Source organism: Mucilaginibacter sp. (assembly GCF_964263795.1).
GTDB lineage: Bacteria > Bacteroidota > Bacteroidia > Sphingobacteriales > Sphingobacteriaceae > Mucilaginibacter.
Genome location: NZ_CAXVWK010000016.1, coordinates 289,002 through 313,471, shown reverse-complemented (window position 1 = coordinate 313,471; position 24,470 = coordinate 289,002). Strand labels below are relative to the sequence as shown.

Below are 24,470 nucleotides of genomic sequence, written 5' to 3'. Positions count from 1 at the left end.
GGTGGGTAATGACCAGGCACTCATTAAAATTGCCGCGTATTACGATTAGCTAACTACATAAAAGCAAAAATGGCCAAGGGAATTACCCCGTGGCCACCCTATTATCTGTCCCGAGTATTCTTACCAGAAGAATGAATACAGCGCTACGATGATACCGCCAACTATCAGCGCGCCGGCTGTAAACGCCCGTGATGTTTTAAACATAGACGAATCGATCTCCAAGCCATTCGTGGTAACTCCTTTGGCGCCATCTATCTTAGATATAATATACATACCAATAACGCAGATGAGAAATACAAAGCCCATCCTGTCTATAAAGGGGATTTCGTAAACTCCCTTTTCATTTATTTTTGAAAAACCATAAGGTGCCATAAATGCCAGGTTTGCGTAGTATGGTAAAAATTTGAAGACTACAGAGAAGATAAATCCGCCGATGGTAGCAAATAGCGCCGCGTTTGAAGTGGCTTTCTTCCAGAAAAAGCCTAAGATGAACATGGCGAAGATGCCAGGCGATACAAAGCCGGTATATTCCTGGATATATTGGAAACCCTGCTTGCCTTCGCCCATTAACTGCTCGCCTATTATCAATGACATAATCACCCCTAAGGCCATGGCTACCACAACCGACCATTTACCCAGCAGCACCAGTTTTTTATCGGTAGCATCTGGATTAATTGCTTTTTTATAAATATCTAAAGTGAAAATAGTAGCGATACTATTTGCCTTGCCCGCCAGCGATGCTACAATGGCAGCTGTAAGCGCCGCAAATGAAAGCCCCTTCAAATAGGTCGGCAATAAGTTTAGAAGTGTTGGGTAGGCTTTATTATAGTCTACAATACTTTTTGAGCTTAGCATCTCCTGATGGAACATGCCGCGCTGGTACAATACATAAGCTGCTATCCCGGGCAATACCACAATGATGGGCATCAACAACTTTAAAAACGCTGCGAATAGCAGGCCCGCGCGGGCAGTTTTTAAATCGGCACCTAAAGCGCGTTGGGTAATGTACTGGTTGCAGCCCCAATAATTTAGGTTCACTATCCACATACCACCAATCAATACAGATAAACCGGGAAGGTCAAGATAGCTTTTATTATCCTTTTTTAAGATCATATGGAAGTGATCGGTAGCTTCTGCATGGAGTGTTTTAAGCCCGGCCAGTATAGAGTGGTCCGAAGCATTTTTTGTCAGTTCGCCCAAGCCTATATAAGTAGCGGCTAAGCCGCCCAATATCAGCACGGCTACCTGTATAACGTCGGTATATCCAATAACCTTCATACCACCAAGTGTGATGACCACAGCAAAAACCGCAAGTAACGATATACATAACCTGATGTCTAAACCCGAAATTCCGTGTATCGCCAGGGCGCCCAGATAAAGGATGGACATTAAATTAACAATGATATAAAGTAACAGCCAGAAAATAGCCATAACCATTGCCACCGTGCCGTTATACCGCTGATGCAGAAACTGCGGCATGGTGAAGATCTTATTTTTTAGATAAATTGGGATAAAGAATATCGCGACAATAATCAGGGTGGCCGCTGCCATCCACTCATAAGTAGAGATAGCCAAACCCATTTTGAAGGCCGAGCCGCTGGTGCCAATAAATTGCTCGGCAGAGATATTTGACGCGATAAGTGAGGCGCCAATAGCCCACCAGGTTAGGGAGCCTTCCGCAAGGAAATAATCTTTCGAGGTTGCGTCCGCATTATGTTTTCGCTTGTAGATCCAAAAACCATAGCAGGATACAACAATGAAATAAATTACAAATACAACGTAATCGCCGTTTGATAGGGTGCTCATGTAACTTGTAGGTATAAATTTGGTTAAAAATTTGGTTGGGCTATTATAGCTATATTATACGGCTTATTCAAACGCCGGCGATAATTAGCGGCTAATTATGTATTTACAGTTTACCCAAATGCTCCTGCAAAAGCATTACCCAGCTTTGATAGATTACATCAAATTGCTGAGTATTGGTTGGTTCGATGTATGCAACCGGTTTGCTGTTGCTGAAAGCCTCGGCCGCCGATGCAAAGATCTCTGCACCTATACCGGCTCCTAACGCCGCGCCCATGCTGCCATCGTTATCATACAGTTCTACCGGCACACCTGTGGCATTCACAAAAGTTTCGGCAAATAAATCACTTAAAAACATATTGGTGCGCCCGGCACGTATAACCGTAGGGTGCATGCCATTACCGCGCATTATATCCAGTCCGTATCTGAACGCGCAGGCGATACCCTCATTAGCCGCGCGGAATACGTGTGCCTGACTGTGCAGGTTAAGGTCGATGTTTAGTATGTGCGCGCCAACCTGCTTGTTATTAAGCATTCGCTCGGCACCGTTGCCAAAGGGAAGTATCCGCAAGCCGTCGCTGCCTGCCGGGGCCTTTCTAGCAACCTCGTTCATTTCCCTATAGCTTAATGCCGAACCAAACGAAGTTTTTATCCAGCGGTATAAACTGCCCGTGCCGTTAATGCATAATAAAACTCCCAATCGTTTACGCTCGGCCGTATAATTTACATGTGCAAAGGTATTAACCCGGGATTGTACATCGTAAGCAAGTTGATCGCTCACACCGTAAATAACACCGGATGTGCCCGCAGTAGCAGCAACCTCGCCGGGTTTCAGAACATTTAACGCCAGCGCGTTATTAGGCTGATCGCCTGCTTTATAAGTAACCGGTACGCCCGCAGTAAGCTGCAAGGCATTTGCGACTGCCGTAGTAATGCGCCCATGCGACGAGAATACCGGCTTTACTGTTGGGAACAGTTCTTTATCGAAATCAAAGTAGTCGGTAATATCTTTTGATAAGCCGTTAAATTGGAAGTCAAAGAAGATGCCTTCTGATAATGCCGATGCAGATGTAGTGATCTCGCCGGTAAGCTTCATGGCAATATAATCTCCCGGCAGCATTACCTTATCTACCTGCTCGTATATTTCCGGCTCGTTCTGTTTAACCCAGGCCAACTTGGCAGCAGTAAAATTTCCCGGCGAATTAAGCATGTGTGATAAGCAGGCTTCATGCCCAATGTCTTCAAATGCTTTGTCGCCAATTTTAACTGCGCGGCTATCGCACCAGATGATGCTGTTGCGTAAAACCTTTTGCTCCTTATCAACCAAAACCAATCCGTGCATCTGGTACGCTATACCTATTGCCGATATATCTTTAGGATGATATCTGCCCTTTTTGTGACACATTGCAATAGCCTGCCCTGTTTGCTGCCACCACATATCCGGCGACTGCTCTGCCCAGCCTGTTTGCAGGGCGATAATAGGCGATTCCTGATCCGGATATTGAGCTGATGCAATAACCCGTTGATCATGAGCGTCAACAACACACACTTTTACAGATGACGTACCAATATCGATGCCTAGTAATAGCATGTGTGTGTTAGTTAAATTATAGTTTGATAATAACAGGTGTCGAACAACGAATTTAAAGTATTTTTTGAGAAAGGCATAAATTGCCTCAAATAAGCCAAAATCTAAATATTTGATATTTTTTTAAAAACGACTTGTGTAAAAGAAAAAGAGGCGTATATTTGCAGTCCCAAACGGAGTGGTAGTTCAGCTGGTTAGAATGCCTGCCTGTCACGCAGGAGGTCGCGGGTTCGAGTCCCGTCCATTCCGCAGCAAGACAATGTAAAATTGCCTAAAGCCTGTAAATCACCGATTTACAGGCTTCTTTGTTTTATCCAAAAACCAAACCATGTATGTTTTAGCATAAAAAAGGTGAGCAATTCGGTGAGCCGATAACCGCTGCCAATAATAACGTTCACAGCGCCCCCATGAATGGGGCAAGATCCGCTAGTCGCGTTTAAATTGATAACCGGATCTGTCAAATACGCTATTATAGATTGGACCTTAAGTCAGAGAAGAATACTATGCATCTAACAGTACTAATTGATTTTTATAACGTAAAATTGATTAAGGGCGAAGTGATGCCGTTTGTATATTAGGTATAAAGCAAAAATATTTCAAGAAGATTGTATTGTAGAAGGTTTTATAAATTGTTATTCACCACCTGCAATGTAATGCCCTTGTGATCAAAACATGGCTTAAATTGCTGAATCCATTTTTCATTGATTATATCAGCTTTGTAAAGGCCACTATCAATGTGGAAGTTTACAAAAAGCAAAGTATTAGCTGGTTTACTATTTCTATGAAAATCATATAACTCAGGGAACTGTTTGTTGGAGGAATCATTATTTTTTACCAGAAAGCCAGATATCTTTTTGTCGTCGACAGTGATGGTGCACCAAAGTTTCTTATTTTCTTTTTTAACACGCAACATTAATTGTGCACCGGCGCAAGGATCGGTCTCAATATCAGATGTATAAACGTAATCTCTAACAAAACAAATGGATGGTTTACTTCCAGTATTTGCATATGCTATGCATAAGGAAAATATCACAAATAGTAGTAGGATTATTTTTTTCATATTATTGGCTTCGATCTTTAGCTGTATTATAGTGCTCCAGTAACGTTCTTTCTGATTTAGTTACTACTTTTGGCGGTTTGTGGCTTAATTTTGCATTAATCTTGTCTACATCTGGTTGGGCCAAAGTAATAAATCGCTGATATGCCTGTTTGGAGGTTTCATCGGTTGATACAGCATCATGCTCCTCGTACAATAATTTAGCCCATTTGTAAACCGCATCTTTGTAATTATAGCATTTACTTGTAGCCAAGGTATAAGTACCTTTTTTGGAAAGGTCTGTATTGACGCAATTGCCAATGGCCTTAATAATACTTTTGGCATTTTTTTCCCGCTCACGGTAGCCGTTAAAGCCACCGTTTATACGATAGGTGCAATAAAGCGCATCATCGGCGTCGGCATCTACATTTAAATCGGTCGGTAGAAGATGTCTGTTCCAATACCACCCTGCAGAATCTGCGCAATAAGGGGCATTCTCCAATTTTTCGTTGCCAGGTTCCGTGGTAAAGTTCTCACCTTTAAAAGTTCCGTATGCCGCATAATTATCTCGCCCGGTAATCTGGATAAACCCCCGTCCTTTGAAACGAACCCCATCGCCAGCCTGGGTGTTACCAAGCCTGCCCTGATACTCCGCACCACTAGCAAATTCTTTCGTAGCAGTCAGATTTAACGACTCGACCCGAATCTGAGCAACAAAATGAGTTATACGCATACAGGTATTTATCGTATAATTCTTAAAAGTTTGATTTAGGCCGTCAAGGTATTGCGTTGCCTTGGCTTCTGCAATACCCATCATAATCAAATCATCTTTATCCATATCCCGCCCGCAAAAGCAGGTTTTAACAATTAGCCAAAGGTCCGCTTTGTTGAGATAAATACCTTTGTCTTTTGTTGGTTGAGTTATCTTATCATCTTCGTTATTATATTGTACTTCCTGTTCACTATCTGCCTTAACGGTAAGGTGCAGATATGCTTTTTTCTCCTTACTGTCGTTAATCTTTTTAGCCCAATCTTTTACTGTTGCATCATCCTTGGCCTTTAATTCTACTTCGGCAACCCCTTTGTTTGCAAAAACAGTTTCAGCTTTATCAAATTCGGTCTTAGTACTGTATTCACCAACTTTTGCTGTTACGTCTGTTTTCTCTGAGCCGTCTTGCAAAACACTCACTGTCTGATCAGGGCTTACAAAAGTTGTATTATTACTTCCAAGCACTTGCAAGGTTAATGTTGCATCTTTTAAACCACTGGTTTCTGCTACCAGGAAAACCTTAGCTCCCAGTATGCGATTCTTAATTCGCTCCAGAACAAATTTTTTCTCATAATATTTCAACGCAATTACCTTACCGGGAACAGGTTTTCTAGGTATGTCCTTAAGCTTAGTGCCTGCATGGCCGGATGCGATTGATTTTTGTGTATCACCCGCCACAATTGTATAGTTTTCTGTTTTAGTAACTATATCCTTCTCCACTTTTTTAGCGAAGTAAGCCTTTAAAACCGAGGCCTTACCTGGTGGCGGATCCTCCGGTTTATTAGTAAATATAACGCCACTATCCTCTCCATGCATTGATACATTTTTAGACGCGTTAAGATTTACAGTATCACCGTAAATGTTTACGTCATTTTTTGCTGTGGTGGTAATTGCTCCGCCAGCTGCTTCCGTAATCGTTCCGCCTGCCATGGTTAAAACAATAAGCTTTTTTCTCCGCTGTTAGATTTGACTTCCTTTTTGGCATGATGGTTTATATTGCCTTCTGTACTATTTACAGTTACTTCTTTAGATGCCTGCTGACTGTGCGTTTCGGACTGGGACGTGATGTTCCCGGTTGCTGTTTTAGAAATATTAGCGGCTATCAAACTGTAATCCTGACCAACACTTTGTGTGGACTCTTTGCCTACCTGCACACTCATATTCTCTTCCACAATTATGTCGAGGTTACGGGCCGTGAGAGTCATGCTCTCGGCAGCGGTTACATTTACATTATTGCCAGCTGTAATCGTGACATCATTATTAGCTGTAATGATGATGTTATCTCCATTAGTATCAATGCGGATAACGTTGTTTTTACGGTCGGTGACCAGAATGCCTTGAGTTTCTGTGCTGTCATCAAAACTTATCAGATGGCCGCTGCGTGTAGCTATGCTTTTAAGGTGATTGTTAACCTGTTGCTGGCTGTCGCCATTGTTGCTGTGATACACACTGCCCATAACAACAGGCCGGGCAATGTTGCCTTCTTCAAAACCAATAAGTACCTGGTCGTTAATTTCGGGTATGGCTATAAAGCCACGGTTATTTTGGCCCTGGTCATCATTACCTGCAGTAGGCGACACAATACGAAGCCATTCCGTTGGGTCATTTGATGTACACTTCCATTTAAACTGTACCTTAATACGGCCTTGTCCCTGTGGATCGTTGTTATCAATCACCGTTGCCAGTTGCATATCCGGGAGCGGCTTTTGTACTACTTTAACAGGTAACCGCTCGGTATCTGCAGCCACAGCCTCAAATGTGTTGTGATAATGGCCTACACCATCTATCTGGTGATAAACCGAGGTTACTAAAAATTTTCCGAAATCGTGTTGTTCAAAGTCGGTTATACCCCGTAAGCTGGTGCTAATGTTTACAATAGACCCCAGCGATACCTGCGGCTCATCGCCGCTGCCATTAAGGCGTATTAATTCAGATACTACAGCTTTTTGTTCGTTATCAACAAAATAATCAATTTCTTTTTTTGAATTTACCCTTACCCCTACAGGCTGATTGTACAATTTACTGAAAATGTGGTTTGAGGCATCAATGGCATGTGATAGATCAGGAGAGGTGCCTGACGCTGATGGTTCCGCTGTTAAGAGCTCATCCTGCTTAGGATCATAAGCAAATTTACTATATTTAAGAGGCGCTACCTGTAAACCATATTGCATAGTTTGCAGGTTACGTCCATATATCAATGAAACTTCTTTAAGTTTATCAGGCTTACCAAAGTTTAAATTGGTGCCGTCATAATAAAACCATTCATGATATTCAGCCGAAAGACGATTTAAAAATCCAAAGTCGCTTTCTTTGTATTGAATAATGTAATCTATAGCATCCGTATATACCGGTTTTATCCGCATCTTAAGATCATTTGATGGCGCATCTTCTGTTGCCTGCTCTACAATAGTCTGTAGATTTTTACCAAGATAGGAACCTAAATCAGGCCCCCGCTCCAGCAATATACCCGGACTATAGCCGGCAATAACTAATTCACCGTGATAGCCATTTGTATGTATAAACTCAACCCGGGTAATCTTACCGGTAAACACTTGTTCCTGACCGGGTATTATACCAAACTCAATAGTAATGTTTTTACCGATATATCCCTTGGAATTATCTAATGAGAGCGTCCCAAAGTTTTCCATCTGGTCATAATTAAAGCGCAGTTCAAAGCTATGGTGCTCATTAAACCGCTGCATGATGCCCAAACTTGAAAAATGGCTGATCACCGTTCCTTCAATATAAATGTTGGTTATTACCTTATTTTCCATGAGATGTATTTTTTGATGACCCGATTAATGATATTTAATAAACAGTCACTTGTTAATGTATACGCGTTTTGTTTTGTTATATACTTATTTACGAGCCATATCGGTAAATTAACTTAATGATTTGCTATGTTATTTTATAAACAACTATCTTATAACGTCCCGGAAAAAAGTGAGTTTCAAAATGTCCGCGCGTATAACGATCCGGCTTAATTGTAGCAGGTATGGTTTTATCATTGTAGCTATGCACTACAATCGTTTGTCCTTTTTTTAAATATCCGGAACCGATCATAATGTCAATGTCTACTGGTTTAACATGAATGCATCCGTGAGATTCCGCGAGGTTTAGCGCAATAGGGCGCTGGCTGGGTGTACGATGTAGGTTGTATGCGGATACTGCTTCGTTATCAGGCGTAGTATGAATAAAATCATTCATCAAAGTTTCGCTGTTGTCCATTATGCCGTTGTGATTAGGATCTGGGAAATATTTAACTGAAATATGTCCAAAATCACTAAAAAACCATTTGTCAGGTAGTTCTCTCGTATCCATATCGACAAAACCTCCGCCAGATCTTACATTAGATAAGTAATACCATTGATTCTTTAAATTACGGGTCACATCGCTTTCGGTCCTATGGTTACCCAACCATTGCGGCACTACGCTGGTAAGTTTTACCCAGTGATTATTATTTTTTATATCAACATAAATAACATCGTGTATGTTTTTTAAGCCCGCGCCCCACGGAACGCCGGAAAACCAAAAGTAGCGCTGAGTACTGATATGTTTTTCAATAGTGTGAATAACAAACCGACCTGCATTAGTAGGTGTTGCAGCGAACTTATCAGCTTTATCCTGAGATTTACTCACAGGACCTCCGTGAGCATCATATTCCTTAATTCTTAAGAGCAGGTGATTCGCCATGATCTGTAATTACAATTTGGACACGATAATATCGTAAATCACATTTTTAGGTTGTTCAGGAAAGCCTTTGCTACGGGCTGTTACAAAAATATTGGCGGTTTGGCCTTTAACTTTAAAAGTTACCGGTATATCCAGGGGTTCTTTCGGTAAAATTTCAACTTTCCCTTCACCAAATCTTTTTTTAAGGTCGCCATACGAAACTTGCTTACGGTAATTTTCTGACAACCCGAATTGTATAAATAGTGACTGTTTTCTATTATCAATATTTACAAACACATTCCCGGTATCTGTTACCGCTGTATCACCACCTACCGAAAAATGAAACCTGGAATGATAAGCAGTTATTACCTGAACCGCCTGTTGATTTGTGGCATTTTTTTTACCCAGCACATTAACTACACTATCGATCATATTTAAAAAAGAAACTTTATCTAACTCTTTTAATGCGGTATTTGCAGTTTTAGTTTTATTCACCGGCGACTTCGCAGAATCATTACAACCATAAATAACCAATACAGATAAACATATCAGCATGGTTTTATAAATTAGTGTTGATCTTTTCATATTATTCAGCTCGCCAAAAGGGATAATAAAAATGGCGGTGAAGCAGGTGTAAGTTTCAAAAGGTGCTAAACAGAAAACGGGGAGATCTTAATATACCTCTCCCGTTTTCTATAAAATGTCTAAGCCAGGATTTATTTTGGCCAGTCGTTCTCGTGTTCGGCATTACCGATTTTTAATGTCCGGGCCGAGATAACAAAACTCAATGACATTGGTGCATTGCCTACAATGGATAAGCCTTCATTATACTGAATGATGTAACCTTCAGAAAATGTAAGTTCTTTCATCTTAGCATCCTCGTCAGATTTTTTGAAAGTAATTGTACCGTTAAGCGGTTTATACTGGTTATTAACCATTGATTCAATAACTGACGTATCTTCAGTTGATTCTACTTCAACCTGGATAGTTCCGCCGTATACGCCTGATGACGGGCGGCCCTTGGCATCAACATCTCTGCTCAATGCATAGCTGCATTGTAAAACATCAAATTCTTTTGAGCCAATATTTATTCTTGCTTTAAAAGCCATGATAGATTATTTTAAAGATAAGCATTTGGGAGAGTTCCCGTTAATTAGTTAGTACGGCCTGGCCAATCATTCACATGCTCAGCGTTGCCTAACCTAAGTTTACGTGCCGAAATAGTGAATTTGTAACTCATCGGTGTATCACCGGTGATGTCTAAACCTTCCGAATACTTAACAATGTAGCCATCTTCAAAAGTTAGCTCTTTCATTTTAGCATCTTCTTCCGATTTTTTAATTAACAAATTACCAGTAATTGGTTTGTATTGGTTGTTAACCATAGCCTCGATAATTGAAGTATCTTCTGTAGATTCTACTTCAATATTGATGGTTCCGCCATAAACACCTGATGATGGACGTCCTTTAGAGTCAACATCACGATTTAGGGCATAAGAGCAATTAAGTACATCGTACTCTTTGCCCGAAAAATTTAATCTTGCTTTGAAAGCCATAACGACAAATTTTAAAGGTTGTGTAATAAAGCCCCACCATGGAGCTTATATATTAACTACAGATGCAATCTTATATTGTTTGTAGAAATTTAATTTAATCTTTAATTATTTATATCAGCTTGGTCCCAAAGTCATGAAGCTTATTTAACCACTTTTTACTATACTTATTATCAACAGACTGTAAATAGCCAATGGTGCTGGTGTGTACCGGTTTAAAGTTACATTTCTCTAAAACGCGCCGTTTTATTGGCAAATAGGTTTGCCGTTGGTTAAGTCGCCAGTCATTCCATGCGTCTTCGTCCAGAATAGAAATTATCCGGGCAGAACGTCCACTAAAGTCATTGCTGAATCTACCCTGATGAACCATAAATACCTGGTCTGGTAAAAACACGCGTTCAAAGAATCCTTTAATTTTGAAGTTAATTGAACTTTTGTAAACCGGGCAGAAAATTGCTATATGACTAGCCCATCTAATGGTATCTATCGCGTCCACAAGATCAGGCTCCGGACCAACCAAACGCTCCGGTATTGATTTGTTGGGATTAAACTTAAGATTGGCAATAATTATCTCTTTAATGTGCGAGCCGCCCTGACGGGCACCCCGATTATAAGAGTCAATAAGCACACGGGTAGTGTCGCTTTTATCGATGTCTGCATTTATGATAACTACCTGCTTCATTTCATCTATAAAGATAAGAAGCGCAATTAACAATAAAGACATGTAATACTAAAGCAAAATTTACATTAACTAAATGCGGCTCCATTCCTGACAGAAGGGAGCCGCACTAAATTTATTGGGCCTTATACTCGGTATTCCAAACCGCGTTATCATCTTCGCCTTTGTGGCCATCTAATTTAACAACAAAGCTTTTTGCAGGGAAGTATGGCGTAATATTTATGTCTAAGTGAATCCTGTCTTTTTGAACCTCGTCACGTTCAAAACGGACTATTTTAAATCGCTCAATTAAACGATCAGGTCCCTGTATGCCATCCAAAAATTTAACTATTTGAGAACGCAGGTCCTGCTCTGTTTTTGATGTCCAGTTTTCGAAGGCTCTTCTGTTTAAAAAGTCAAACAATACTTTGGTTATGTAATCAAAAACGCGAACAACCGAGTACGTTTGTAAACCTATGTTATCACCATTGAACAACGTTTTTGCTGAGAAAGCCATTACTTTGCCATACTCATTTACCATTGGCACCAAGCCAATGCGTTCTAAATGAGAAATTTCGCTTTTTTTCAAATCGAAACGTACGCCATCAGCTTCATTAATCGCACCGTGTTTTTTACCTGCTGTTACTTGCGACATCAACGTATAATACATTTTACCGGCCAAGGCTGCAGAACCCGGCACATATAAGTCATCCTCTTCGCCAACCTCAGCAACTTTGCCCCGGCCAACCAGCCAGTTACAGGTCATGATGGTATTTGACTTGAAAGCCTCTCCACCTGTAAGATTTGCGGCACTGAACAAATCTATAACGTCATCAGGTTGATCAAGATCGGCAAAGTCAGTCACGAGCATTACCTTATTTTCAAACGCCATCTTAGACCAGCGCTCTACCACTTTGTTAGAACCCAGGTATCCCGGAATTACCATGATAGAATAATTTTTGCGCAGATCCAACCTGTCGTAATTCTGCTTCAATTCGTCATTTACATATTCTATAAAACGGGGGTTATCCAGTTCTTTAAGCTGGTCCATACCAGCATTCATAACCACCACATTCTTCAATTTATCCGCTTCAGTATTTTTATAAAACAGATGAAGTGAACGGTAGGCTTGTTCAAGTTCACGGGTGCTTTTTAAAACCGTGTTGACATTGGCATTTAGGTTTTCATCGGCCGACTGCAGCTTTTCGGTACTTTTATCAACCATTTCACTAACCGAGCCGCCGGTCTCCAGTGCCGATATCCACTGGTTAAGTTTCTGCTTTAGCTCTTCGCGTTCAACTTTCTTTTCATCATCTGTTAAAAAGATTTGCTTACGGGCTTTTCGTTCAGGATTAAGGTTTTGAAGACCATCTATCGTGGTCTCTAACAAATCAAACCCGCCAACTTTTGAAAGTTTGTCCAGGCTTTGATTTAAATTAAGTTCTTCTGCGGCTGGTCGTTCAGCCTGTTTATACCCTTGTGCCGATGTTGTATCGTTGTGGGCCTGTTCGTTAGATGCTGCCATGTTGGTGGATTAATTGGAGTTATTGTCTAGCTCTTTAACAAAGTTTTTAAGTGCGCTGATAAAAGCAGAGCGTGTTTCATCATTATCCAGCGTAGTTTTAAGCGTCTTGTTAGTTTTAAGCTGCTTAATGATACTTAAATACATCTCTCGTTCAATGTTAAGTTTACGGAGATAGCCGCTTTGCTGCACAAGTTTTTTTACACCAAAGTCGCCAAGGTTATCAAACTTCAATGTTTCGGTTACATTAGAACCATCCTGTTTGTCAAGCGTAACTTTAACGTTAGGTTTGTAATGGTTAAAAACTTCCTCCACAGTTTTTAAACCCTCCACAGTTTCCGGACGCAGCGGCTCGTTATCGGTTAATTTTTGTATGAAGAGTGTTTTATTTGGTGCAATTTCACCGAAAGCTTCTGAGGTGTCGACTCTTTTTTCGTTTCCTCCAATTTCGTATTCAAACATAGGGTTGGGATAAGTGAAGAAGTTAATTTAATTAATAATGATTTTATCTAAAAATTGTTTTGTTAAATAGCCTTAATCTATTCTAAATTAATCAATTGTCCAGTCAAGCTCTTCGCTATCAGGCTTCTTAGAGACATTGATTTTCTGCCCTCTTTTGAGGTCGCCAGAAATAATGAAGCGTGAGATTGGCCTGCGCAGCTGATTACGGATAACGCCTGATAATTGCCTTGCACCATATTTAGGTGTAAACCCTGTAAGCGCCAGCATATTTTTTGCATCGTCGCTAATTTGAAACTCAATCCCCATCTTGTTAAGTGGCTCTATGAGGCTTTTTAGTTGAATATCAAATATCCTAACTACATTGTTTTCAGATATAGGAGCGAAAGGGACTATTTCAGACAATCGGGCCAAAAATTCGGGTCTGAAATGACGTGCCATCACTTCCATTAATTGATTGGAGGTTGGCATGTATCCCTGGCTAAGCTGTTCGGCTATCCACTCGCTGCCAATATTAGAGGTAAATAAGATAAGTGCATTAGAAAAATCGCCTTCTTTACCCAACCTGTCGTGCATATGCCCTTCATCCAAAATCTGTAAAAAGATATCAAAAACGGAAGGGTGCGCTTTTTCAATTTCATCAAACAGTAATACAGAATAAGGCTGTTGCCTGATTTTGTTAACCAACAAACCGCCCTCCTCGTAACCAACATACCCTGGAGGGGCGCCATAAAGCAACGCAGCAGAATGCTCCTCTTTAAATTCCGACATATCAAAGCGAATCATTGCTTTTTCATCGTTGAATAAAAAATCGGCAATAGATTTAGCAAGTTCGGTTTTACCGGTACCCGTTGGGCCAAGTAGAAAAAATGAGCCAATTGGCTGTCCTTTTTTATTTAAGCCGCTTCGCGATTCTAATATAGCGTCGGCAACAGCTTTAAGCGCCTGGTCTTGCCCTACAACGCGTTTCTTTAAAAAGCCTTCCATGTTTAACAACCTTTCTTTCTCCTGGGCCTGGATCTTTCCTAATGGAATGCCTGTTTTGTAAGAAATTATGGCAGCTATATCTTGCTTATCCACCTCGCTGGTCTTGCTTTTAGCTAAGCTTTCCAAAGCGGGAAGGTTTTTTTCAAAATAACCAATGTATTCTTCGGGCGTTTCAAAGGCTGCTACCTGTGTTTCATCCTGCAATTTGCCAAGTAAAACAGCACTCACCTTATTCTGCATGAGGTTGTAAAGCCATTTGTAGTCGGCAATTTCCGCATCAGCAGTTGATTTCAAATCTTCAAATTTTCCGGTAAGCTCGATAAGCGTCATATCCGAGGTATCGTTCATGAGCCGGATGGCTGCCATGGTACGATCCATCAAATCAAACGCAGAATCGGGCAGGCGACGGTCTTTCATATAGCGCTTAGCTAAACGAACGCAATCTTGTACAGCCTCATTATTAATTTTAAGACTATGGTGATCTTCATAGTAAGGCACTAACCTTTCCAGCATTTTAATTGCTGTATCTGTATCCGGCTCGTTTACCTGTAACACCTCAAACCGCCGACTAAAGGCCTGTTCGGGTTCAATAATTTTACGATACTCGTCAATTGTTGTAGCACCTATAACAGTGATTTCGCCCCGGGCAAGTTCTGGTTTAAGGAGGTTACCAACCCCACCGCCTATAGGACCTTTGTTATCAAGTAAGGTGTGGATTTCATCGATGAATAAAATTGCTTTATCATATTGCTTTATTTCCCTCAAAATGTTTTTTAACCTGTCTTCAATTTCACCTTTGTAAGATGCCCCGGCAATAAGCGACCCGAGGTCAAGTTCGAACAGATTCACATTTAGCAACGACTGAGGTACCTGGTTATTTATAATGTCTAAAGCAAAGCCGTCTACCAACGCCGTTTTGCCTACACCTGCATCGCCGGTTATAATTACATTAGGTTTGGTGCGGCGGCTTAAAATCTCCATCACCATCCTTGTTTCTTTATCGCGCCCAATAATCGGGTCTATCTTCCCCTGCCGCGCCAGATCGGTACGGTCAATGCAGTATTTTAAAAGTGCTCCGTTTGCCCTGGCACCTTCAGCAGTGTTGGGCATTTCGCTACCTTCGCCGGTTTGTGCAACTGCTTGCTGCACCCCCTTATCCTGCAGGTAAATATCCAGCAGATCTTTTTCTTTGATCGGGAAAGACTTAAGCTGGCCGCTATCAAACCCAACATTCGGTTTCGAAAGGGCAATCAGCGTGCAAACCGGGTTAATAGTATCCAACCCCAATTTGATACGCACATTGTCGGCTTCTTCAAAAACCTGCTTTATGGCATCGTTACCTAACATCTCATCAGGAACAGTGATAGACTGAGGGTAATCTTCTATGCGAACATCTGCCCAATCGCTAATGTAGGCGGGGTCTTTAGCATGCGAAGTTAAAAAGCCCCGCAATCCAACCTCCTGGTGCATTAATCCTTTGAGTAAATGCGCCGGGCCAAATTCTTTGTGGTGGTATTCCTTAGCAAAAGCCTGGGCAACTCTTACAGCTGTTTTTACAGATTCACTTAAACTGATAATGCTCATAGGTGTGTTGTTATTGCCAGTTAGCCTGGGTTATATAATAATAAGTTTTGCCATTGGATATAAAATGTTGTGACACCAGCGCCTGCTGCTTAATATTGTTACGACACTTTATCAGATAGTTAATATACGCCTCAAATGGTTGTTGCGGCATATGGTTATTGTGCTTTAGGTCAATTACTCTATAATTACCAAACGCTTTCCCCTCAGGTACAACCATGCCGGTGGTTTTCTGGATGTAGTCGCTAAGCTTCATGTTTTTAATTTCCAAAGTTTCCATATCCAGACCCATATATTTTTTTACAACGTTGATATAGTTTTTATAAAGCTTACTGCGATAATTGCCTGCATCCTGTTGCAAGTTTTCGCCTATCATCATTGATAGGATATCAGACATTTGCTTAAATTCCTGGTCATTTAAAATAACCAAAAATTGCAACTGCGACGGGTTATCCTTAACAACACTAACCGGCAAGTTGGCAGTGAGGTAATATTTAAAAGCATTGTGCGGCAGATTATCGCCGAGTGTATCTGAAACCGGTGCCGTAAATTGGGACATAACTACCGGTGTAACATATTGATGTTCACGGCCGGTAAGCCTAAAAACACTATCAAGAGAGTGAGTTTGCGTACGAATTTCACTTTGGGTTTCAGACATTAATCTTTTCAGAGATGCCTCCATAGCCTTATTTGTCTTAACAACGCCTTTAGGAGGGAAGACCACGGCACCCTGAATCATACTGTTTTTAGGATAATCGAGATAAAAAGAGATTGAATCAGACAGCGACGTGTTAAATTGCTGTGAATTGCTTAAACCCTCGCCAATTACCATCCTATTCTTTTTACGTTCGGCTAATAATGAGGCAGATTCTGATACGAGTTTACGCGATTGGATCACAAAGTCGTTATAGATCGAGTTATAGTCACTATAAACCTGAATGGCTAAGATCCGGGCATCGGCAGCAGCTACTTCGTATGAAATATCAGATAGCCGACCCGCATCGCTACGATCATTGCCGGTACTACCAATCAGCACGATTAAATTAGTTTCGTTCCTATGGGTCTTGAACATGCCAAGTGATGTATGTAAACCGTCAAACACAGGCTGACTGTTGACTGCGGCTGTGCAATTTGCCGTTACTGCCGCTTCTTTATCAAGAAAGCGGATCACTTGACGATAGTCTGTACTGAACGCTTGTTGTTTTACCCCCCCGGTTGTACAATCAGTTTGATCGCGATAGACTACAGCACCATAATTGATCTTGTTGCCTTTATTATAGTTACTAAATACACTCTCAAATGATTGGATCGTATTGGTTAGGCCGGAGAAATAGCTGCGCATTGCACTGCCGCCATCTACTACAAATACTACATTTATTTTATGGAGATTTTTTCGGATATCAAGGTATTCTTTGTAAGACAAGTGGCCGCCCCTGATGTTGATAACGCTGTTGTGCGATTTATCATATACATCTGTGGCAATACCCACCTGCATATCACCTGACGATTTGCTGCCGACAGGATAATCTATAACAGGTAAAGTCCGTAGTACGGGTTGATCGGTGTCAATGAGCGGATCAAAAGCAAACTGTGTTCCCGTAGTATTGGAATGCAATGATTGGTTCAATATTGTCGCCACAGAATCATCGGTATCGTAATCGTTTTTAACAGAGCCTATGTAAAGCCTGTCGCCCCAAATGTGCACAGCATCAGCAGGCACCCAGCCATATACGCTCATTGCAGCACTGTCTGCCACTAATTGCCCTTCAGAACCTACCAGTACGTTTTTTCCGTCTGAAGATTTTTTAAATACATAAAGCAGTTGGTTAATGGCCACTTTATTTTTGCGGTGCTCCATTTCCGGCGAGGTAAACACATACAAAGAATCGCTCCTGTCATAGTAAATACCCGGATAAGTTAACGGGCCTTTGCCCGAAACCACGGTTAATGCTTTTTGCGGATAACCGCTGTGCTGGTTTACATAGGCCGACTGCCAAAGCAGTACTTTATCTTTACTAATCCAACCGTAGCTTTGGGCAGCTTTCTTGTTAACCAATTTACGTCCCTGTATCATGCCCGGTTGATATTTTATTAATTTAAGGTAACCGTTGCTTTCTTTACTAACATAAAAAGGCTCCATAAACTTTATCTTTTTCATTACCAGTGAACCACCCGGAGCTGTATAAGTATAGTTCTCATCGCGGTCCGAAAAAACGATCCATGGCAGCGATGTAGACTTGCCATCGCTATACATGTTTGTTTGATCGGTCGGTTTTTGATAAGCGGCAGGTAGGGTGGCCACTTTTTTACCGATAGTAACCGGCGACTGTGCGCTCGCAGTTATTGCAATAAAGGTGGCAAAGAATGATATTATATTTTTCATAGCATGTAGTCAATAAGGTAACAGATCATTTGGTTTTTTTGATACCAGAACCGGTTGCGGCAGAGTGTTGTTTAACAGTTAGCAGGCTGGAACAGGTTGATTTTGGCCGTAGGGTAACCTGCGCTTCATCAATACTAATCCCACCGCCAAACGTAAGGCGCATGCAGTATGAATAAAAATCCGTCTGCTTTTCTTCGCCGTTGGCATCTACGTTAACAGTTACTTTTTCATCCCCGCAGAAATACTTATTTACCAAATAGTAATATTGCGTATTAAAATCGGCGCCATTGGCAATAGCCTGAAGGTGCGAGCGGATATCATCGATAACCTTTCGTTCACCTTCGCCGGGGGTTATAACTGCGTTGACAGTAGAATCCGGATCGGTAATTAATATTTTGTGGAACACCGGGTGTCTGCTGTTATCTGTAGCAAGCTTTATAAAGTAGGTTCCCGGTGCATGGTAAATATAAAGCGCTGTAGGGCCTTTAACATCTATCCGGCCTGTTTCGCCAAATGACCATTCAAAGATCCTTGCCTGCCCTTGCGCTTCCAGTCTTACTTCTTCGTTAACAATTCCTTGTGTTGGCCCGTTAATAGTCAACAGCGTATCTTTAACTGGCGCCACGACAGTGTCTTTCACATCTATGGGGAATTGCTGCTGAAGTTTACCATCTACTGTTACCCGCACTATATAAGCGCCCGGCGCTTTAAAATGGTACGTTCCATTTTGAGTATTGGCATGGTCGCCGTTTCCAAATTCCCATAACCATGTTTTTGCTCCGGTGGTATTATCAGAGTAAACAAGTTCTTCATTTAAATAAATCTCACTTTTGAGTATTTTAGCGTCGATAGAGCGCTTGTCGAAAATGGAACTCTTAAAAAGAAAGATGAGGCCGGCCAGCAATAGTATACCAACTATAATATAGAGTAGTACATAGTTTTGCCGGTTGGTGTTAATCGGTCTGCCATTGTTGTAATCGTCTTCCATGGGTTGTATAATTTATATTAAACGGATGGGTTATTGCCTGGCAGAACCAAAGCTCTGCTGTAATTGACGTGTTGATAACTTACAATCATCTGATAGTTTATTAAGACGGGCAATATCATTATAGTTGCCCCGCAATTCGCGTTTATCATAAAACAGGCTTTCCTGAATTTTAGAAGCATAGAGAAAACATTTATACCGACTATCATAAGGGTGACTGCTGTAGTATGCGTGCATTGACCCAATAGCAGCCTTAATGTCATTCTCAAGAAATAAAGCCTGTACGTTTGGATTGAATTTTACTATGTGTAAGTAAGTAGTATCAATAACAGGCTGTGCTTGGGCAACGGTATTTTCGAACTGATTTTCTTCCTGTAAACGTTTTGCAAATTCGCTTTTAGATATATCCGTCTTATTACTATAGTTATAAAATATAGCGGTACACAATATACCGGCTGTGAACAGGAATAAAACCAAAAAGAAGAAAAATTTATCGCGCCGTTCTTTTAAGCTTAATTTCATCATAATCTTACCTTGAAAAACCTTTAAGTTTATTTATTGCTGAAGTATTGGTTTTGTTACAGGATTCAAGCTGCGACCGCAGGCTTTCAATCTGAAAACGTGTAGTAAATAAAGAATCTTTGATATTCGCAGCAGTACTTATATTATCGCTTAATTTTTTATAAAGTTCAAAGCTTTTAAGCGGCAATGGGTTTTGTTGCAGCCGCGCCTGGATTTTAAGGTTGTTTTCTTGAATTTCGTTGAGCAATAAACTTTGATTATTTAGCTCTGCCGAGTTTAGTTTCGTGTATTGCGACAGCTGTTGCAGGCGGAGTAAAATAATATCGAAATTGTTGTTGATATCATTGCGAACAGATATCAATTTTTCTGATTCTTTTACTTTCGCGTTCAGTAGCACCATTTCACGTTTTGAAGTAAGAAAGAAAAAATAAACAGTGGTTATGCTGAACAGCAGCAGTACAATAAAATAGGCGATAAACCTTATGTAAGCGTTTCGCAGATCGCGGTTATTTACCGGCTTCATTTTGTGAAAGATTTTAAAGCTTAAGTGTTATTATTCTTCGCCTTCAACGCAACCGGATCTTTCCGTCAGAGGAAAAAGCGCAAGCTGCCTGTCTTTAATTAAAAGCAACTTTTTTACATATGCAACGCCTTTACAACTATTTAGCGAAAGTTTTGTTTACGTATAGTGAAAACTTAATATAAATATTACCCAGGCGAAAGTTTTATGTCTATACCTCTCTATAAAAAACCCTTTCGATTATCCCATGTTTTCCAGGGAAATGACCTTGATAAACAAGACGTTGGAGCATCAATATCTCAATATATTGAACTTATAATTTTTACCCGTTATGGGGAGCACCGTTATATGCAAGACTTTGGCTGTGAGATCTGGGACCTGGATTTTGAGCTTATAATAAGCGAAAGTATTTGGGAAGAAAAGTTGAGACAGTCTCTTTTACGCTCAATAAATACATATGAAAAGCGTATTTATGATGTAGGCGTTGATGTTTATATTAAAGAAGTAAATAAATTTTATCCATTAAGAAACATTACTGAGATAAAAAAGCAGGTGGAAATTATTGTTAAGGCCCGTATCCAAAAAACCGGGGAGAATTATGTATTCTCAACATCACTATATTTAAGCCCACTTTGCGCCTAACCATATGAGCACAGCTATATTTAATACTAAAGAAGAGATAAGGGGCCGCATGTTGGGCAACGCCGTTGATTATTGGGGCTTAACCAACGTTAATGACATGGACCCGCTGGTAAAGCTTTTAGTAGAGGCACTCAGCACCGAATTATTTAACGTATCAAACGATGTAAAGAACCTTGAAAATAGGGTACTGAACAAGATTTCGCGGATCTTAGCCTCAGATTATCTTACATCTGCATTACCGGCACACGCTATTTTAAAAGGGCAGCCTATTGAAACCAGAGAAAAGTTAACCGTAAAAAACCAATTTTTTTATCGCCAGCCGGTGTCAGCTAATGCAGCAAAGCAAGGTGGCGAAAATACCGACATGTTTTTTTCTCCTGCAGGCGACGTGAATTTGTACAATGCGGAAATAAGGTATACCAGCAACGGTTTACATTTATATGAATATAACGAGCACCAGCATAAAAATGTATTGCTTAATACCCGCCCGGATGCCTATCCCGAGCCTAATATACTTTGGGTGGGTATTGACTGTGCTCCGCAGTTAAATAGCTTAAAAGATCTGGCTATTTTTACCGAATGGCCATCGTATTCTGCAAATGACGAATTTTATAAGCTTTTATCGGTTGTTAAATGTTTTATGGATGGAAAGGAACTGGAGACGGTGCCGGGGTTAACATATGAAGAAGAACTTAACGTAAACAACCGACCCGTTTTTTATGAGCAAAACATCATTAATTTAATTACACGTGATATTAAACAATACTACCAGGATAGATTTATTACACTTACCGATGCAGCGTTAACAGATATCAGTTCGCATAAGCAAGCCTTCCCGGATGAGTTTACGCATTTGTTTAATGCCGGCGAATTAAACAGACTAAAAACCTGCGTATGGATCAAACTTACATTCCCGGCAGCTATATCGCCACAAATTATAGATGAATTGCAAATATCAGTTAATTGCTTCCCCGTTATTAACAGGAGATTGCATGAACAAAAGTATCGTTTAAATGACCTTAATTATATCATTCCAATAAAACCCGCGCTTAACAATCACTTTTTATCGGTAAACAACCTGCATGACGATAAAAATGTTAACTATACTGAAATACCTTATACACAGGCAGGCAAAAGCCAGGATGGGAGTTATTCTATCCGAAATGGCGGTGCAGAGCGGTTTGACGACCGAAGCGCCCAACAATTGATAACTTACTTATTTGAACTGCTGCGCGATGAAAAAGCGGCTTTTGCTAGCTACGGAAATGACTTCTTAAACAGTGTACTTAAAACCCTTGAGCAAAACCTGGCATTGATAGAGCGCAAATCAAACGCTGTGAAAGATGGCGGCCAACAGTTCAATTATCTTATTGTAAAACCTGTAGATAAAGCGGCGATGCTTTACCTGCAATATTGGACCACTCTTGCTGATAAGGCAAATAATTTGCGCCGTGGTGTACGCTTACAGCAGTTTGAAATGCTTAAAATTAAGGCGGAAAGTCTGCGGCTAATGACATCGAGCATTGGCGGAAGAAATAACCTGGGTGCATCTGAACGCATCCAGGCCTACAAATACGGGCTTACAACCAAAGATCGCATTGTTACACAAGCCGACCTTGTAAGCTTTTGCCATTTTGAACTGGGGAATAAAATTACGGACGTTAAAATCTCCAAAGGGGTGGCAGTGTCAAGTAATCCTAAAGAGGGTTTTAAGAAAACTATAGATATTTATGTGAAACCCGCTGTTGCGGTAAGGTTATCTGAAAGCGAATGGGATACTTTGTTAAGCTTACTTTTATCGAAGCTGGAAAACCGAAGCGTAATTAACTCAAACTACAGGATTTATTTAAATAACTGATCAGTTACCTAAATAGGTAGTGAAACCGAGGCACGCATTATCATGCCCCACACCCAGCACCAGCTTTTGATATTCGGGCTCAACATCAAATACCATTTCTGTTGCAATACCAAGCGGTACCAGGTAGTTAAGCAATACATTCAATGCTTCGGCTGTAGTTGTACCGGGTAAAAATGTTAGCATTTGCTGGGCACTAATAGGGCCTACTTTTATCAGCAGCTCTTCTTCGGGCTCATAAACATTGCCTGCAATAAAGTTGACACCAAGTGTACAACTCCCTAACCGGCCTTCCATTTGTGCCGTTTGTGCTGCCATAGCAGTATCGCGTGTTAGATGATATTGCAAATCAAAATCAACATTAAACATGATGCTTAATATGCCGCTGATGAATACCAGGTTGTTCCGCTGTTCATGAATTACTGGTAGCACATGCATTAAAATGATCATTTGCCTGTTAGAAAAGCATTTAAACTCCTGCCATTCAGTTAAGAATATGTTTACCAATTCGTTATATTCTGATTTTTTATCCAGGCGGGTTTCGTAGAGTTCGATAGTAGTCCTTAATTGATAAATTTCAGCCTCAAAAGGAGCAAAGAATAGGCGCGCCTGCTTTTCCTGTTCCCTTCGTTCTCTAATGTCTTTTATCATACCTTCTTCCGTAATCATCACACTTGAAGCAGGCGGATTGTGGAATAAGCCTTCGGGCAACATATCGTAAAGCCCCTCCCGGTTAATGGTAATTGAGGTCATCGACCTGTTACGGTAGGCCGATTGATAAGTCGATATGCCCGCTATCTCTTTTGAATACGACCTTTGCATTGGGCCAACAGGCAGTATCATTAACTGATCTGCATTGATTTCGCCGCGGTCTATCAGACTTGCAGCATAGGCAACCGCTTTAAAATCGGTATCCAGAAGGTTAGGCTTTTTGATGGTCATTATTATCAATGTGCTTATATAAAACAATAACGGCTTTTAACCGTAATTGATTAAACAATATCCAACTTTTTTTATTGTTGTTTTACAGACCTAACTTTTATGGACGTTAAATCGTTTTTTATCCGTTACCTCCTTTTCCCGGTAATATTTGTAGCTACAACTGCAATCATGACCCTGGTTAACAGAAAGAATCAGATCATTAACAATAAACGGCTGATAGTCACGATGCTTCTCACCGGTATAATCTTAGGCCTCCCGGGTCTCCTGGGGTTTTTAGATCTGCAATTTATTCCTTGGGGTTATATCTGCTGCCAACTGTATTATCTCGCTACAGGGATTTTATTTGTATACCTGGCCGGAACTTATTATGAAACAGAACTTATAGAGCGCAAAGCTTTCTTTTTTATATGCATCCTCATTGCTTGTTTATTAGGTATGTTTTTATTTAAGCTCGGTTTCGATTGGTTAAACAACCTGCAATATGGTTTTTGGGCTTCAACGTCAGTATTTGTGTTTCTTCTGCCGCTTATATTTTGGTGGGCCTACATCGCGTTCCTTAATATTCCTCTTGAAATTTATAAAGTTTGGCAGTATCCTTTATATCCGGAAGATATAAATATGGAGCACCTTGATTTTAACCACCTCCTGGTTTTAGAGGTAAATATGTATAAAAATACGGATGATAACGAGCCTCTTAAAGTAAAAGCGAAAGCGCCGCGAAACATGAATTTTGGATTATGGTTCCAAAAATTCATTGATGATTACAATCTTAAATTCCCCCAATCGCCTATCGAATATCACCAGGGGACTGGCGAAACGTTCAAATGGATCTTTTATATAAAACCTTCATTTTTTACCAACAGACAATTTATTGACCCGGACCTGGATATAGAACAGAATAAAATTACTGAACAGTATGCTATTTTTGCCAAACGCGTATCCGAGGTAGTTAACGCGCCTGAGCGTACTGGCGACGAAGCTGTGTATTTATAAA

At 40.6% G+C, this 24,470-nt stretch carries 21 protein-coding genes and 1 tRNA gene; 4 read left to right on the top strand and 18 right to left on the bottom strand.

Translation table 11 applies throughout. The features are described from left to right. Nucleotides 1–120: 120 nt before the first annotated feature. Together ACE5CV_RS02865 and ACE5CV_RS02860 are read right to left on the bottom strand one after the other, a co-directional pair. Entirely contained in the window at nucleotides 121–1,806 is a 1,686-nt protein-coding gene (locus ACE5CV_RS02865) for a sodium/solute symporter (RefSeq protein WP_374948644.1), read from the bottom strand. Between the two features lie 103 nt (nucleotides 1,807–1,909). Beyond that, the gene (locus ACE5CV_RS02860; RefSeq protein WP_374948643.1) at nucleotides 1,910–3,394 is read right to left on the bottom strand and encodes a xylulokinase; all 1,485 of its coding nucleotides are present in this window, start codon (nucleotides 3,392–3,394) and stop codon (nucleotides 1,910–1,912) included. A 172-nt stretch (nucleotides 3,395–3,566) separates the two neighbouring features. On the opposite strand from ACE5CV_RS02860, the gene ACE5CV_RS02855 reads away from it, so the two are divergent. Continuing rightward, nucleotides 3,567–3,640, top strand: a tRNA-Asp gene (locus ACE5CV_RS02855). 373 nt (nucleotides 3,641–4,013) lie between these two features. Here the strand turns inward: ACE5CV_RS02855 and ACE5CV_RS02850 are convergent. From ACE5CV_RS02850 to ACE5CV_RS02780, 15 genes are all read right to left on the bottom strand, one after another. Beyond that, the gene (locus tag ACE5CV_RS02850) at nucleotides 4,014–4,451 is read right to left on the bottom strand and encodes a hypothetical protein (protein ID WP_374948642.1); all 438 of its coding nucleotides are present in this window, start codon (nucleotides 4,449–4,451) and stop codon (nucleotides 4,014–4,016) included. A 1-nt stretch (nucleotide 4,452) separates the two neighbouring features. After that, entirely contained in the window at nucleotides 4,453–6,126 is a 1,674-nt protein-coding gene (locus ACE5CV_RS02845; protein ID WP_374948641.1) for a glycoside hydrolase family 19 protein, read from the bottom strand. Nucleotides 6,127–6,128: 2 nt separating this feature from the next. After that, the gene (locus ACE5CV_RS02840; protein WP_374948640.1) at nucleotides 6,129–7,970 is read right to left on the bottom strand and encodes a type VI secretion system Vgr family protein; all 1,842 of its coding nucleotides are present in this window, start codon (nucleotides 7,968–7,970) and stop codon (nucleotides 6,129–6,131) included. Nucleotides 7,971–8,094: 124 nt separating this feature from the next. After that, complete coding sequence (locus ACE5CV_RS02835) at nucleotides 8,095–8,889, bottom strand: hypothetical protein (protein WP_374948639.1); 795 nt, start codon at nucleotides 8,887–8,889, stop codon at nucleotides 8,095–8,097. A 9-nt stretch (nucleotides 8,890–8,898) separates the two neighbouring features. Next, entirely contained in the window at nucleotides 8,899–9,453 is a 555-nt protein-coding gene (locus ACE5CV_RS02830) for a hypothetical protein (RefSeq protein WP_374948638.1), read from the bottom strand. Nucleotides 9,454–9,584: 131 nt separating this feature from the next. Beyond that, nucleotides 9,585–9,977 carry a type VI secretion system tube protein TssD gene (tssD, locus tag ACE5CV_RS02825; protein ID WP_374948637.1) on the bottom strand — a complete coding sequence of 131 codons (393 nt, stop codon included), beginning with the start codon at nucleotides 9,975–9,977 and terminating at the stop codon, nucleotides 9,585–9,587. Nucleotides 9,978–10,021: 44 nt separating this feature from the next. After that, a complete protein-coding gene (gene tssD / locus ACE5CV_RS02820; protein ID WP_374948636.1) occupies nucleotides 10,022–10,423 on the bottom strand; it encodes a type VI secretion system tube protein TssD in 402 nt (133 codons plus the stop codon). Nucleotides 10,424–10,532: 109 nt separating this feature from the next. Next, nucleotides 10,533–11,144, bottom strand: a complete 612-nt coding sequence (locus tag ACE5CV_RS02815; RefSeq protein ID WP_374948635.1) for an NAD(P)H-dependent oxidoreductase — start codon at nucleotides 11,142–11,144, stop codon at nucleotides 10,533–10,535. A 70-nt stretch (nucleotides 11,145–11,214) separates the two neighbouring features. Next, nucleotides 11,215–12,603, bottom strand: coding sequence for a DUF5458 family protein (locus ACE5CV_RS02810; protein WP_374948634.1), 1,389 nt, complete (start codon nucleotides 12,601–12,603; stop codon nucleotides 11,215–11,217). Nucleotides 12,604–12,612: 9 nt separating this feature from the next. Continuing rightward, entirely contained in the window at nucleotides 12,613–13,062 is a 450-nt protein-coding gene (locus ACE5CV_RS02805) for a hypothetical protein (RefSeq protein ID WP_374948633.1), read from the bottom strand. An 87-nt stretch (nucleotides 13,063–13,149) separates the two neighbouring features. Continuing rightward, entirely contained in the window at nucleotides 13,150–15,630 is a 2,481-nt protein-coding gene (locus ACE5CV_RS02800) for an ATP-dependent Clp protease ATP-binding subunit (RefSeq protein WP_374948632.1), read from the bottom strand. Between the two features lie 10 nt (nucleotides 15,631–15,640). Continuing rightward, nucleotides 15,641–18,010, bottom strand: a complete 2,370-nt coding sequence (gene tssR / locus ACE5CV_RS02795; RefSeq protein ID WP_374948631.1) for a type VI secretion system protein TssR domain-containing protein — start codon at nucleotides 18,008–18,010, stop codon at nucleotides 15,641–15,643. Nucleotides 18,011–18,035: 25 nt separating this feature from the next. Further along, nucleotides 18,036–18,998 carry a PKD domain-containing protein gene (locus tag ACE5CV_RS02790; protein ID WP_374948630.1) on the bottom strand — a complete coding sequence of 321 codons (963 nt, stop codon included), beginning with the start codon at nucleotides 18,996–18,998 and terminating at the stop codon, nucleotides 18,036–18,038. A 30-nt stretch (nucleotides 18,999–19,028) separates the two neighbouring features. Continuing rightward, complete coding sequence (gene tssO, locus ACE5CV_RS02785) at nucleotides 19,029–19,520, bottom strand: type VI secretion system TssO (RefSeq protein WP_374948629.1); 492 nt, start codon at nucleotides 19,518–19,520, stop codon at nucleotides 19,029–19,031. A gap of 4 nt (nucleotides 19,521–19,524) precedes the next feature. Beyond that, on the bottom strand, nucleotides 19,525–20,040 hold the full coding sequence (locus ACE5CV_RS02780; RefSeq protein ID WP_374948628.1) for a hypothetical protein: 516 nt from the start codon (nucleotides 20,038–20,040) through the stop codon (nucleotides 19,525–19,527). Nucleotides 20,041–20,244: 204 nt separating this feature from the next. Here ACE5CV_RS02780 and ACE5CV_RS02775 point away from each other — a divergent pair, with 204 nt between their 5' ends. Both ACE5CV_RS02775 and ACE5CV_RS02770 read left to right on the top strand, forming a co-directional pair. Continuing rightward, nucleotides 20,245–20,679: a GPW/gp25 family protein gene (locus ACE5CV_RS02775; RefSeq protein ID WP_374948627.1), complete on the top strand. Its 435-nt coding sequence runs from the start codon at nucleotides 20,245–20,247 to the stop codon at nucleotides 20,677–20,679. A 4-nt stretch (nucleotides 20,680–20,683) separates the two neighbouring features. Beyond that, nucleotides 20,684–22,537, top strand: coding sequence for a hypothetical protein (locus tag ACE5CV_RS02770; RefSeq protein ID WP_374948626.1), 1,854 nt, complete (start codon nucleotides 20,684–20,686; stop codon nucleotides 22,535–22,537). Here ACE5CV_RS02770 and ACE5CV_RS02765 read toward each other — a convergent pair whose 3' ends face one another. Then, nucleotides 22,538–23,476: a type VI secretion system baseplate subunit TssG gene (locus ACE5CV_RS02765; RefSeq protein ID WP_374948625.1), complete on the bottom strand. Its 939-nt coding sequence runs from the start codon at nucleotides 23,474–23,476 to the stop codon at nucleotides 22,538–22,540. Nucleotides 23,477–23,575: 99 nt separating this feature from the next. On the opposite strand from ACE5CV_RS02765, the gene ACE5CV_RS02760 reads away from it, so the two are divergent. After that, nucleotides 23,576–24,469, top strand: a complete 894-nt coding sequence (locus ACE5CV_RS02760) for a TssN family type VI secretion system protein (RefSeq protein ID WP_374948624.1) — start codon at nucleotides 23,576–23,578, stop codon at nucleotides 24,467–24,469. Nucleotide 24,470 lies beyond the last annotated feature (1 nt).

Bases quoted from the DNA above. Each gene is read 5' to 3' on its own strand.
- ACE5CV_RS02770 (WP_374948626.1), top strand. From the start codon at position 20,684: ATGAGCACAGCTATATTTAATACTAAAGAAGAGATAAGGGGCCGCATG.
- ACE5CV_RS02840 (WP_374948640.1), bottom strand. From the start codon at position 7,970: ATGGAAAATAAGGTAATAACCAACATTTATATTGAAGGAACGGTGATC.
- ACE5CV_RS02815 (WP_374948635.1), bottom strand. From the start codon at position 11,144: ATGTCTTTATTGTTAATTGCGCTTCTTATCTTTATAGATGAAATGAAG.
- ACE5CV_RS02860 (WP_374948643.1), bottom strand. From the start codon at position 3,394: ATGCTATTACTAGGCATCGATATTGGTACGTCATCTGTAAAAGTGTGT.
- tssR (WP_374948631.1), bottom strand. From the start codon at position 18,010: ATGAAAAATATAATATCATTCTTTGCCACCTTTATTGCAATAACTGCG.
- ACE5CV_RS02850 (WP_374948642.1), bottom strand. From the start codon at position 4,451: ATGAAAAAAATAATCCTACTACTATTTGTGATATTTTCCTTATGCATA.
- ACE5CV_RS02805 (WP_374948633.1), bottom strand. From the start codon at position 13,062: ATGTTTGAATACGAAATTGGAGGAAACGAAAAAAGAGTCGACACCTCA.
- tssD (WP_374948636.1), bottom strand. From the start codon at position 10,423: ATGGCTTTCAAAGCAAGATTAAATTTTTCGGGCAAAGAGTACGATGTA.
- tssO (WP_374948629.1), bottom strand. From the start codon at position 19,520: ATGATGAAATTAAGCTTAAAAGAACGGCGCGATAAATTTTTCTTCTTT.
- ACE5CV_RS02800 (WP_374948632.1), bottom strand. From the start codon at position 15,630: ATGAGCATTATCAGTTTAAGTGAATCTGTAAAAACAGCTGTAAGAGTT.
- ACE5CV_RS02830 (WP_374948638.1), bottom strand. From the start codon at position 9,453: ATGAAAAGATCAACACTAATTTATAAAACCATGCTGATATGTTTATCT.
- ACE5CV_RS02760 (WP_374948624.1), top strand. From the start codon at position 23,576: ATGGACGTTAAATCGTTTTTTATCCGTTACCTCCTTTTCCCGGTAATA.
- ACE5CV_RS02835 (WP_374948639.1), bottom strand. From the start codon at position 8,889: ATGGCGAATCACCTGCTCTTAAGAATTAAGGAATATGATGCTCACGGA.
- ACE5CV_RS02775 (WP_374948627.1), top strand. From the start codon at position 20,245: ATGTCTATACCTCTCTATAAAAAACCCTTTCGATTATCCCATGTTTTC.
- tssD (WP_374948637.1), bottom strand. From the start codon at position 9,977: ATGGCTTTTAAAGCAAGAATAAATATTGGCTCAAAAGAATTTGATGTT.
- ACE5CV_RS02865 (WP_374948644.1), bottom strand. From the start codon at position 1,806: ATGAGCACCCTATCAAACGGCGATTACGTTGTATTTGTAATTTATTTC.
- ACE5CV_RS02845 (WP_374948641.1), bottom strand. From the start codon at position 6,126: ATGGCAGGCGGAACGATTACGGAAGCAGCTGGCGGAGCAATTACCACC.
- ACE5CV_RS02810 (WP_374948634.1), bottom strand. From the start codon at position 12,603: ATGGCAGCATCTAACGAACAGGCCCACAACGATACAACATCGGCACAA.
- ACE5CV_RS02790 (WP_374948630.1), bottom strand. From the start codon at position 18,998: ATGGAAGACGATTACAACAATGGCAGACCGATTAACACCAACCGGCAA.
- ACE5CV_RS02765 (WP_374948625.1), bottom strand. From the start codon at position 23,476: ATGACCATCAAAAAGCCTAACCTTCTGGATACCGATTTTAAAGCGGTT.
- ACE5CV_RS02780 (WP_374948628.1), bottom strand. From the start codon at position 20,040: ATGAAGCCGGTAAATAACCGCGATCTGCGAAACGCTTACATAAGGTTT.